Source organism: Pseudohongiella acticola (genome assembly GCF_001758195.1).
Taxonomy (GTDB): Bacteria; Pseudomonadota; Gammaproteobacteria; order Pseudomonadales; family Pseudohongiellaceae; genus Pseudohongiella; species Pseudohongiella acticola.
Window position 1 is genome coordinate 1,741,031 of sequence record NZ_MASR01000001.1, and the last position, 11,971, is coordinate 1,753,001.

Sequence of the window (11,971 nt, forward strand, 5' to 3'; positions counted from 1 at the left end):
GTTAGTCGCCCAGCGTCACGCGGGCTTCCTTGATAACCAGGACAACCGCCTGTTCTGATCGGTTCACCAGGGTGAAATGCTGTCCCTCGGTCAGCGCCGACCAGTGACCAGCCGCCTGCAACTCTGCGGTGATACCATCGCTACGCAGCAACTGAATTTCGCCTGCGGATGCCTGCACCACAAACGCCGGGTGTTGATGCTGAATCATGTCGGTGGTTGCACCCGGCGGCAGCGTCAGCCGCCAGGCACGGAACCAGCCATTGTTGATATCCGGCGCTTGCGCCAGACCGGTCGGCAAATCAGCAGCAGACTCAGCATCCGTCACCGGCTCAGCGTAGCTGGTCAGAGCAATGATACGGAACAGGCCCGGACCCGGGTTACTGACACGATGGGTGTACTGCTCATCGATATAGCGTGTGACGCTGGACAGACGGCCGTTTAACGGGCCTTCGCCATTGCTGATAAAGGTATACAGAATGGCGGCATCATGGGTATGCGGCAGTGTCATGTCGCCGGGATTGATCTGCACGTCCAATAACCGCACGTCTGCCCCCGCGTCAGTTTCCAGTCGATGAACCGTACGATGACGCGGTTCCTGCACAATCGGCACCACGCGTACCGGGTCCGTCAGACCAGCAAAATCTTCAGGTGCGCCTTCTGTCAGGGTCTCTGGCTGGGCATGAACGTCCATACCCAGCAGTGCTGTGCAAAAGGCCGTGGCGAACATTGATTTTTTAATGAAAACTCTCATCACTGAATTAAACCGCCCCTTGCTGTAATAAGCAAACTGAAAATGACAGGAAAATCAAAAACGAAGAAGACCCTGATTGCGCTGGCTCAGCCGGAGTATGTCACCACCGAACTGGAGATTGATGTTGAGCGTCCCGCCGACCAGGCCGCCAAAGACACCGACACTCAGCGCCCGCCACCACCTCCGCCACCACCACCGCCCCCGGAAAATCCACCGCCGCCTGCACCCGAGCCACTGCCCGGTGGATGCGAGGCAGACGAAATCGCGGAGGAAAAGCCGCCACTCACTGCCGTCGAGAACTCTCCCATCCGTGTGGCATTAAAACTGCCGTAGTACCACGCAGGATGGTAAGGCGTGCCTCGCTCCTGCTGCAGGCTGGCAAATACACGGCTAAACTTTTCAGCCCACGCCTGCTCAACACCGAGCGCGATGGCAAAAGGCATGTAGCGTTCAAATAACGCCGGTGTCAGCTGGGGCGGATGGCGCAGGTTGAGCTCATCTTTCTCCGCGACTTCCAGATACAGTTTGAAACCGTCTACCCGATCCAGCAATTTGCGACCCGCCTCGGTTGGCGCATGCATCAACCAGAAAAATAACAACAGCAACGGGATATTAACCACAAAGGCAATCACCGACAGGGGTGTAATACCGCCGATTAGAAGCACCACCAGAAACATGATCACGATGCCAGCAATCGGCGGCAACAGGGTGCGGGCGTTGCTAACAAAATACTTGTTGCGGTAATCGGCCGCCAACGACTTTTTATGCACGCTGATGGCACGCGAGACTTCACTGTGGTTTTCCTGCTCCAGTTTCAGGCTATCGCCGCTACGAAAAAGCCGGGTCAGCAGCGCCTGTTCACCCGCGGCCAGCGGCTGGGTCGAATCGGTTTTACTCAGGGTGTACTCCTTGCCGCTTTGGTTGATCGTCAGATACCCCTTCACTGCCAGATTGACAATGGCCGCCGTCAGCGTGGTGTGGTCATAGCTCATGCGTTTAATGTAGCGCAAAGACGCTGGCGAGTAGCCGGCCGGCGGCTCATAGCGGGGAAAGACCACGCCGGCTTCCGGATCGCGCCCGACCCGCACCCAGCTCGAGAACAGGTAGGCGATACTGGCGATCAGCGTCAGCAGTGCCAGCAACAAGCCGCGATTGTCGACTAACAGATACTGAAAGCGCTGCCAGCTGGTTGGCTCTGCCACGACGCCTTTGGGCCAGCTGAACACCAATGTCAGCCCGTTCTGCGGTGGCAATGCCTGTGTGGTTTGCACGCTGGCCGAGCCTGCTGTGGTCTCCGCCTCGTATGCCTGGCCCTGATCGCCACTGACGCCTGTATACGCTTCCACGGCCAGTTCACCTGACGCAACTGCCTGCGGTAAGGTCACTGTTGCGCTGGCCTGCTCAATGGCAAAATCCCAACCATTGCCGGTGACATTCCAGTACAGTTCGTCATGGTCATCGTAATAACCAAGCTGCCGGTTGGTACGATAACGAATGCTGTATTCATACTCCGCCGGCACAGCCAGAAAATCATCGCCACCAAAGTCGACACGCACACCATTGGCACGACGGGTCGCCTGCCAGATCTCCGGCTCACCATCACGGGTGACCTCCAATACCTCAAAACCAACCCGATAGCGGTTGCCGAGCCGGTCACGATAACGGGTGGGGAATTCCCGGTAGATGCCACGGCGAATATTGTTGCCTTCAGCCCTGACCCGAATGGTTTCGGTGACCTCCATGGACGCATCCGCGGCAATGTCGATATCACTGTGGTAAGAAAGAATCCGCTCCTGCGCCGCCACCGGCGTGATCAGCAGACTTAGCAGCAGGGCCGTTAATACAGACGTCAGTTTTTTCATGATGACAGCTCCACGCTAACAAGCTCACGCGCCTGCGCCTCATCCACCGCAAAAAATTCGGCAGGCCTGAATTGCAACGGTCTGGCCAGCAGCAAATGAGGAAAGGACTGGATACGGGTATTCAAAATGCGCACCGCGCCGTTATAGAAGCGCCGGGCATACTGTATATGATCTTCGATGCTGGTCAGCTCGGTCTGTAGCTGCCGGAAATTGTGATCGGCCTTCAGGTCCGGATAGTCCTCTGCCACCACGGTAATCCGGGTCAGCGCACTGACAAGCTGCTCTTCTATCGCCGCCTTGTCCGGCAGATGATTGGCTGCCTCACTACGCGAGCGCAGTTCTGTCACTGCCGCCAGTGTGGCTTTTTCGTAAGCGGCATAGGCTTTTACGGTTTCCACCAGCTGCGGCACCAGCTGATGCCTGCGCATCAACTGCACATCAATGTCACTCCAGGCGGCCTGTACCTGATTGCGATCCGCGACCAAACGGTTATATATCCAGATGCCCGGCACCACCAAGAACGCCAGCGACACCAGCAAAACAAGCAGAAAATCAAGCATGTCACACCCTTTCTTAGCGAAGCATTTCCCATCAGCGGCCGGATCACCACCCTGCCCGCCCGGGCGTGTTTTAGACCGTGCTCGGGCATGTTTTAAATCCATGTTTTGAACCATGGTATGATCAAAAACGGTTGAATTGCCAATTTTATCAGGAGAATCTTATGTTCAGGGACCCGCGGCGTTTAATAACTGACTTTCGTGATCGCACGGTTGTGCGAGGACTGGTGACTGCATTCGCACTGCTCTGTAGCGGCGGCGCAATTCAGGCACAACCCGATGAAGTGACTGGCACCTTGCCCATTGAGGCGGTGACGGTTTATGTCAATTCAGCCAGCATCACGCGCTCTGGCGAGGTTGCTATTCCAGCGGGGACCAGCACGCTGATAATTGACGATTTGCCCAGCAGTCTGAACCCTGCCCTGCTGCAACTGGACATCAACAACGCTGGCGTCCAGTTCAGCAACATGCAGATTCAGGAAAGTCTGCTTTCCAGCGCTGGCAGCGGTCGCGAAAACGAACTGCGTGAACAGCTTCAGGCGCGCCGTGATGATCGCCAGGTTATCGTCGACCGCATCGCTACTGCCGAATCCGAACTGAGATTGCTGGAAAATCTGACCGGCGGCACCGGTTCAACGCCATCAATCAGTGGCGATGAACTGGCCACCTTGATCACGGTGATGTCAGAAAATTCTGCACAGGCACGTGAACGGATTCGCAGCGCCAACATTGAATTGCGCACACTGGACCAGCAGATTGCGGCGTTGCAATTCCAACTTGACCAGGTTGCCAGTAACCGTCCTGCCAGCAGCCAGTTGCGCATCAGCCTGCAAAGCAATAACGCGGTTAGCACCGAGGTTTCACTGACTTATCCGCAAGGCGGTGTTTCCTGGAGCTGGCTGTACGAAGCCCGGTTGGACACAGCTTCCCGCAACCTGCGCCTGTTCCGACAGGTCGCCATTACGCAGGGCACCGGCGAGAACTGGGACGATGTTTCCCTGACACTGAGTACCGCCACGCCTTCCAGCAACCCCACCACGCCCGAACTGCAGCCGCTGTTTGTCGATAATCAGCGTCGTCGGCCTGTCGCCAGAAGTCGCAGCGACAGCGTAGAAGAAGTTGTCGTCACCGGATCGCTCATCGGCGGCGCTGGCATGACTTTCGCGCCGGCCACCCCTGTCGACACCCGTTATCAGGTGGATTATGTCATTCCCGGACGCGTCAGCCTGGCCGCCGATCGTCAGCAACAGATATTCCCGGTCGACCGTCGCGATATCGAGGTTGATCTGGTTTCGCGCGCCGTGCCATCGCGTGTCGCACAAGCGTACCTGGAAGCACGTTTTGACTACAGCGGGGAAACTCCTGTGCAGAATGCCCGTCTGCAGCTTTATCGGGACGGCGCACTGGTCGGCAGCACACGTGTAGCAGAAATGCTGCCCGGCCAGTCCGTTCGACTTGCGTTTGGTGTGGACCAGCGTATCGAGGTGGTTCGCTTTGATGAGCAACAGGAATCCGGCACCACCGGCCTGCTGCGTCGCGCCGATGTACGCGAAGAGCGCATTCGTTACGAGATCACCAGCCGCCACCCGGAGCCAGTACAGGTCGAGGTGCTGGACCAGGTGCCGGTAACGCGCAATGAAGACATCAGTGTGCAGATACCCCGGCAGGCAACCACCGCAGACGAGACCGATGTCGGTGGCCAGTCCGGCCTGATGTTGTGGCAATTTGAACTGGCGCCACAGGAAACCGAGAGCATTCGTCACTATTACGATATCCGGTACCCGCAGGACAGCGATATTTATATATCGCCATGAATCTAACACTTTTTTAGACTAGCTAGCATGTCTATGTGCCACCTACTCAGCTCAGCATTTTTATACCTGAAAACCATAGCTTTTGGGGCTTGTTAATAAAGTATTTTGGACTACAATCAGAAATATACGGTTTTTTACCTGAATCGAATGGGTTACGTGCCTTTTATAAGTGAGCGATATTATCAAACCAACGGAACCTCGTCAGTTAAGTGTAATTGAACGAGACTCAATATCTGCCTTATACGAAAATAGCATGGGCGGCCTGTTTGTGACCATAGCTTGTGCGTTAGCACTTGTCTTCGGTTTTCCTGACCCTGATTTAAACGGTCCCAAATACCTGTGGGGCGTGATATTCCTTTGTCTCATGTTGTTTCGTTTACTCGATACACTTTATTGGCATCGGAATTTACGGCACACCAACTTTCAGACCTCAGGTCCCAAGAGTCGATTTGTCGTATCGGTGCTGATTACATCGATATTATGGATGACATATGCCTTGGTTCTCATACAGTCGGTTGATTTGTTGGAATTGACCACGCTCATCATTGTTTTATCTTCCCTGGCTGGCGGCGGAGCCACTGTTCTATCTGGCAATATGATGCTATCAGTAACCTATTCGGTTCTGATGATAGCGCCACTCTCGGTCATGATGGTGTTAAGTGACGATAGAAATCAAAATATTCTAGGAGTGCTGGGCTTATTCTTCGCTGTAGTGCTTGCGCTTGGCAGTATCAGAGCTGCAAATTTCACACGCAATGCGATTATGCTGAAAAACCAAAACGCCGATTTGGTTGAATCGATGGAAGAGAAAAACAAAGAAATCTCTGAAGCGAATTCAGCGCTCGAAAGCAAAGTACAAGACAGAACAAGAGAGATTTTTGCGCTATCAAATATAGACCCGCTGACCGGCTTGTTTAATCGTACTGCGTTTTCCACTAGCTTGTCTAAAATCCTCGCGAATTGTGAAGCTCAAGGGGGCTCATTCGCGTTGTTGTTTATTGATCTCGATGGCTTTAAAGCAATTAACGACACTCAAGGGCATGGCGTCGGAGATAAGGTACTGTTTGCTATTGCTCAACGACTCATCTTGTTTTCAAAAGGGCCAGACCATATCTGTCGCTGGGGTGGAGATGAATTTATAATTGTCATTGAGGATATTGACAGTGATGGTGCCATTCTTTTTGGCAGAGACCTCATTAAATCTTTATCCCAAAGTATCCAAATTGATTTAAACAAGCTCACGGTTGGCGCAACCATTGGCGTCGCGATGTATCCTGAACATGGTAACGACGAATCTGAGCTCATTTCGCTTGCAGATACCGCAATGTATATACAAAAAGAGGAGGAAAAATCAGACGTTCGTGTCTTTTCTGTCGACATGCGAAAATCACAGCTGCGCGAACAGCAACTAAAAGAAGGCTTGGCACTAGCATTGCAAAACCATGAATTTCATCTCGTGTATCAGTCTGTTATCGACAACCAAACAAATGAAGTGTCATTTTGTGAAGTGTTGCTCCGCTGGGAGCTCAATGGTGAACTGGTGCCGCCCCACGAGTTCATTCCAATTGCCGAGCAATATGGGCTTATCCACGAAATCGGTGAATGGGTGCTGATGACGGCCTGCGCAGAGTCAAAAAATTGGTGTTTTGGAGACAAGGTTGATATTTCAGTCAACGTGTCAGTACCTCAGTTATTGCGCAATGACTTCATCGGAATTGTAAGGGAAGCACTCTTCAGCTCTGGATTTCCTGCTACCAGGTTACATTTGGAAATTACGGAATCTGTTTTTGCAAATAACACAGAGGTCATGTTTGCGAGAATTAAGGAATTACGAAGTTTGGGCATCAAAGTCTCTGTAGATGATTTCGGTACTGGATTTTCTTCTCTGTCACAACTTCAAAAGATGTCCGCCGATATTGTCAAAATCGATCGCTCTTTCATCGCATCCATGAACGAGGGCGGTCAAGCTATTATTCAAGCTACTCAATATATGGCAAAGCAGCTCGGCTATTCGGTGGTCGCAGAGGGTGTTGAAACCAAACAGCAAGCAGATGAGCTATCTGACATCGGCATTGGCTGCTCACAAGGCTATTATTTCAGTTACCCTATGACTATCGACAAGCTAGCTCAGTGGCATCAAGACTATAAACAGGGCAAGCGGAATGACCTGACATAAGGTGACCGCACTATATTGGATTGTATCTTGCCAATTAAGATCTTTATCTTTGCGATACTTTGCTGGTCTTCTGACTATTGATGGCGCTCTTCAACCTTCCTGCCATGGGAAGGTGTAGAATGCCCGCCCATGACAGTAGAAACTTCAACAGATCGACAATTTGACGTTGTGATCATCGGCGCCGGTGCCGCCGGGCTGATGTGCGCGGCGGTGGCGGGCGCGCGTGGTCGGCGCGTGCTGGTGCTGGACAGCGCCAACAAAGTGGGCAAGAAGATCCTGATGTCGGGTGGCGGTCGCTGTAACTTCACCAACATGCATTCGACGCCGGATAATTTTATTTGCAGTAATCCCCATTTCGCGAAATCCGCCCTCAGTCGCTACACGCCCTGGGACTTTATTGCGCTGGTGGAAAAGCACGGCGTGCCCTATCACGAAAAGAAGCTGGGTCAGTTGTTCTGCGATCACTCTTCAAAAGACATCGTGCGTTTGTTGCTGGACGAGTGCGAAGCGGTGGGCGTGAAGGTGCTGACCCAGTCGCCCGCGAGTAATATCACCCTGGGTTCTCCACATCGCCTGCAAACACCGAAGTTCTCGGTCAGTTGCGAATCCCTGGTGATTGCCAGCGGTGGCTATTCCATCCCTACCCTCGGGTCGACCGGTTTTGGGTTTGATTTTGCCCGCTCGCTCGATATCCCCGTGCTGCCGACACGGGCGGGTCTGGTGCCATTCACACTGGAGCCGCGGCAACTCAAGAATTTCCAGGATTTTGCCGGTGTATCTGTCGACACCGTTACCACCGCCCAGGGAACCGCGTTCCGCGAGAACATTTTATTTACTCACAAAGGGCTCAGTGGTCCCGCCATTTTGCAGGCTTCTTCCTACTGGCAGCTTGGCGAGGCAATTGAAATCGACCTTTTTCCTGATCTGGATCTGGCAGAGCACATTCAACAAATGCAGCAGCAGCGCCCAAAACTGGAACTGAAGAACCTGCTTGGCGAGCAGCTTACCAAACGCGTCGCCCAGCGTTGGTGTGACCTGTGGTTGGAAAACAAACCACTCGATCAACTAACTGCAAACGATATTCAACGCATTACCTCTGCCTGCCAGCCCTGGACAGTCTGGCCCGCTGGGACTGAGGGATACCGAACCGCCGAAGTGACACTGGGCGGTGTCGACACAAATGCGCTGTCCTCAAAAACCATGGAAGCGCGCAATCACCCCGGGCTGTATTTCATCGGCGAAGTGGTCGATGTAACTGGTCACCTTGGCGGCCACAATTTTCAGTGGGCCTGGGCGTCGGGACATGCTGCAGGCGAATACGCTTGATGGCAGTTGCCGGGGACAACCGAAACACCGGTTATTGAATAGAACCCAATCAGAGATACACGACTATGAGCGAAAACACCGAACCAACAAACGCCGATATCGAAGCCCAGATGCGCGCATGGATTGCCAGCTTTGTGGTGGGCATGAACCTGTGCCCCTTTGCCCGGCAGCCCGTCGAAGGTGGACGGGTGAAAATCGTGGTCAGCGAGGCACGCGATAACGAGGCGCTGTTGGAAGCGTTACAGAGCCAACTGGAGTGGCTTGATGCACAACCGCCCACCTCTACTGAAACCACATTGGTTGTGATTCCACAAATGCTCGGTGATTTTCTCGACTTCAATGATTTCCTGGATTTGGCCGATGCCCTGTTGGAAGAGTTCGGCTGGGTCGGTCAGTTTCAGTTCGCCACCTTCCACCCCAACTATCAATTCGCTGGCACTCTGCCCGGCGATGCGGAAAATTTCACCAATCGCGCACCCTGGCCAACCCTGCAACTGCTGCGCGAAGACAGCCTGGAAGCAGTGCTCGCGAACTACCCGGACCCGGAACAAATCCCGGAACGCAATATCGACGCGATGGAGGAACTGGGGTCCGCGAAGCTGGCGGATTTGCTACAGGAATGCCGCGACAAATCTTCTGTGAGATCGTAGAACCCGCGTCAACCGCCAGGTTCTACCTTTCGGTAAACGGACTCCAATACGCTATACATGCCAAACGCGAACAGCCCCACCGCCACGAATGCAAGCACCCATGGGCCAAAGGGTTGATCGCGAACGGTATTGAATACGTCGGCGATGCCACCCGCGTCGTCCGGATCAACGTTGTAGGCCGCTAGCAGATAAAAGCCGCCGACCATGGCAAATACCAGCCCACGCATGGCCAGACCAAAACGGCACAAGGGATAAGCCCAGGTTTGGGTCGCGGTCTTCATGTCAAAATAGCAGTCGAATTTGGCTTTCCAGCCCTTGGAGACCAGAGCCAACCCGACGCCGATCAAGACCAGCCCGGCGCACCCCACGAGCCAACGTCCAAAAGGTTGGCCCATCAACCAGCCGGCGAAACTTTGTGAGCCGCCATCCTCGCCAGAAGAGCCACCCAGGGTAACTATCAGGCTCACTGCAAAAAATGCCAATAAAGTATGCGTGACGGCGCTCACCAGCATACTGATTCGGATGACCGCGCCTGATGCACTCATGCCGTGACCGTCAGGATCCTTGATTGCCTGAATGCTGCGCCAGGTAGCATAGCCCAGCAATCCAGCCGCGATAATGCTGAGTAGCACATCTCCCAGAGGCACTCCCAATACCCACTGCAGAGCACCTCGGCTGCCTTCGGTCTGGCCGCCCCGCCCGATCACCGCCAGCGTTGCCAGCCCGCCAACCAACAGGTAAACGATTCCGCGCGCGGCGTAACCAAGCCGAGCAAAGTATACAAGCGCCTGCTTTTGATCGGACTGTGAGGGGCCGTTAACCATCGCGTGTTCCTTGTGATTCAGATATAGGAAAATGACCGTGTCACACTTTTACCAAGATGTGAAACATTCTCAACCGATTTCACGAATTTTAGCGATATTGAGGGTTTTTAGCCACTTCATTAAAGGCGGGGACTTGAAATCCCAGTCAGGAAAAGATACAAACTTATTACCAATCAAGATCGCACAAGCGCAGGTATTTAGCCTGCCCGGGAGGGCAATCCATTGAACCACACCTCTGCGGCCTCTGAATCTACTCCGATAGATTATCAGGAGGCCCTTGAAAGAACGCTCGGCGTTCCCTTCACCGCGGGCAACCAGGTTAAGATTCTGCGCAACGGGATTGAAATCTTCCCGTCCATGCTCGAGGCGATTCGTCAGGCCCACTCCACGATTGAGTTCCTCACCTTTATTTACTGGACCGGGGATATTGCCCAAGAATTTGCCGAGGCCCTGTCCGAACGTGCACGCGCCGGGGTTCAGGTGCGGGTAATCCTGGACGCAGTGGGCGCTGCAAAAATGTCCAATGAATGGCTTGATTCCATGAATGCCGCAGGCGTAGACATCGCCTGGTTCAGACCCCCGGTTCGCTGGAAAATATGGGAAGTCGACAATCGTACGCATCGCAAAGTCCTGGTGTGCGACGACAAGGTCGCCTTCACCGGGGGCGTGGGCATCTCCAAAGAGTGGGAAGGTGACACCCGAAACTCCGATGAGTGGCGCGACACTCACTTTCGCATTGAGGGCCCAGCCGTTAACGGTGTGCGAGCGGCCTTTACTGATAACTGGGTAGAAACAGACCGATCAGTTCGCGATGAGGTCGAGCAAATGCTGCACGCGAAACCACGGGACACGGTGGGCAGCTGCAGGATACAGGCGATCAAGACGTCCGCTGCCGTTAACTGGAGTCCCATCGCCACCATGTTCCATGTACTGCTTACTCTGGCCCGCCGCAAAGTACGCATTGCCACCGCCTATTTTGTGCCAGACCCCGGCATGGTAAGACTACTCAAAGAAACAGCGGAGCGCGGCGTCGACATCGAAATTCTGATTCCCGGCCCCCACCACGACGAGCGAGTGGCGCAACTGGCCCAGGAAGATGAGTATATTCCGCTGTTGCAGGCAGGCGTGCGGATGTGGGCATATCAACCCTCCATGATGCACACCAAAACAGTCATCATCGATGACGCCGTTGCGTGCATCGGCTCTGCCAACTTTAATCAACGCTCCATGAGTAAAGACGACGAGCTGGCACTTCTCCTCATTGACGACACCACGGTGCGAGAGCTCGACGGCCACTTCGACGAAGACTGTGCCCGCGCCACTGAATTGACGACCGAACACCTGCACCGGCGCGGGCCACTGAGAAAATTGCTGGCGAAATTTGTCGGCCTGTTTCGGCAGCAGATGTAAGCCGCTGTCAGTCGGGAGGGCGGCGATAGGCACATGCCTGGCACTGCTGCTGGTAAGCCAGTTGCAGCGCCGCTTCGTCACCAGCCAGCAGATCCGGCACGGTGCCGGTCATCGTCATCAGCCGCTGCTCGAGCGCCGACTGCGTTTCCAGTGAACCGTCGTGGGTGATGTGCTGCAACTCGACGTTGTACTGGTGCTTGAGTGACCAGCCTATCAGAAGACTGCGGTGGCAGATTGCCGGATCCTTGCAGGCGCAGGTCATGGCGATGCTGAACCCTTTGTCCACGCCATCGAATAACCTCTGCACCCCCGATTGATACAGCGTCGATGCCATCAGTCGGTCAAACTGCACCTGACTGCTGTCATCATAATGTGCGCGATCTTTTGAGCGCGGCCCCAGCTCCTCACCCAGATAGACATAACGCAACCCGGCCTGCTGCAGATGCTGCCGCAGCGCTTCCTGATGGTAGTCGTGAAATACTTTGCTATACGGCACCGAGCGCACGTCGGCCACCACGTTAACACCGTGGTGCAGCAGCTGTTCAATATAGCGATCAATGGGTTTGGTGGCGTAGCCGATTGTGAACATAAGGGTCGGTCC

General features: G+C 54.2%; 10 protein-coding genes. 5 read left to right on the forward strand and 5 right to left on the reverse strand.

Annotated features, from left to right (window positions below; genetic code table 11):
* Position 1: 1 nt before the first annotated feature.
* The 3 genes from PHACT_RS07345 to PHACT_RS07355 all read right to left on the reverse strand — a co-directional run bounded on the left by PHACT_RS07345 (position 2) and on the right by PHACT_RS07355 (position 3,173).
* On the reverse strand, positions 2-751 hold the full coding sequence (locus tag PHACT_RS07345; RefSeq protein WP_070116583.1) for a cupin domain-containing protein: 750 nt from the start codon (positions 749-751) through the stop codon (positions 2-4).
* 164 nt (positions 752-915) lie between these two features.
* Positions 916-2,613 (reverse strand): DUF2207 domain-containing protein, encoded by a 1,698-nt coding sequence (locus PHACT_RS16320; RefSeq protein ID WP_070116584.1) that lies wholly within the window; start codon positions 2,611-2,613, stop codon positions 916-918.
* Positions 2,610-3,173, reverse strand: coding sequence for a LemA family protein (locus PHACT_RS07355; protein ID WP_083264418.1), 564 nt, complete (start codon positions 3,171-3,173; stop codon positions 2,610-2,612). The genes PHACT_RS16320 and PHACT_RS07355 overlap by 4 nt, the downstream gene beginning before the upstream one ends.
* Positions 3,174-3,334: 161 nt before the next feature.
* Between PHACT_RS07355 and PHACT_RS07360 the strand changes: the two genes are divergently transcribed.
* From PHACT_RS07360 to PHACT_RS07375, 4 genes are all read left to right on the forward strand, one after another.
* A complete protein-coding gene (locus tag PHACT_RS07360) occupies positions 3,335-4,984 on the forward strand; it encodes a mucoidy inhibitor MuiA family protein (protein ID WP_070116585.1) in 1,650 nt (549 codons plus the stop codon).
* A 169-nt stretch (positions 4,985-5,153) separates the two neighbouring features.
* Positions 5,154-7,160, forward strand: coding sequence for a putative bifunctional diguanylate cyclase/phosphodiesterase (locus PHACT_RS07365; RefSeq protein WP_139141468.1), 2,007 nt, complete (start codon positions 5,154-5,156; stop codon positions 7,158-7,160).
* Between the two features lie 129 nt (positions 7,161-7,289).
* On the forward strand, positions 7,290-8,486 hold the full coding sequence (locus PHACT_RS07370; RefSeq protein WP_070116586.1) for a BaiN/RdsA family NAD(P)/FAD-dependent oxidoreductase: 1,197 nt from the start codon (positions 7,290-7,292) through the stop codon (positions 8,484-8,486).
* Between the two features lie 65 nt (positions 8,487-8,551).
* Positions 8,552-9,136 carry a DUF1415 domain-containing protein gene (locus PHACT_RS07375; protein WP_070116587.1) on the forward strand — a complete coding sequence of 195 codons (585 nt, stop codon included), beginning with the start codon at positions 8,552-8,554 and terminating at the stop codon, positions 9,134-9,136.
* An 8-nt stretch (positions 9,137-9,144) separates the two neighbouring features.
* On the opposite strand, the gene PHACT_RS07380 is transcribed toward PHACT_RS07375, so the two are convergent.
* A complete protein-coding gene (locus PHACT_RS07380; RefSeq protein WP_070116588.1) occupies positions 9,145-9,960 on the reverse strand; it encodes a DUF1206 domain-containing protein in 816 nt (271 codons plus the stop codon).
* A gap of 222 nt (positions 9,961-10,182) precedes the next feature.
* On the opposite strand from PHACT_RS07380, the gene PHACT_RS07385 reads away from it, so the two are divergent.
* Positions 10,183-11,370 (forward strand): phospholipase D-like domain-containing protein, encoded by a 1,188-nt coding sequence (locus PHACT_RS07385; RefSeq protein ID WP_070116589.1) that lies wholly within the window; start codon positions 10,183-10,185, stop codon positions 11,368-11,370.
* A gap of 7 nt (positions 11,371-11,377) precedes the next feature.
* On the opposite strand, the gene PHACT_RS07390 is transcribed toward PHACT_RS07385, so the two are convergent.
* Positions 11,378-11,959: a DUF488 domain-containing protein gene (locus tag PHACT_RS07390; RefSeq protein WP_070116590.1), complete on the reverse strand. Its 582-nt coding sequence runs from the start codon at positions 11,957-11,959 to the stop codon at positions 11,378-11,380.
* Between the last annotated feature and the right edge of the window lie 12 nt (positions 11,960-11,971).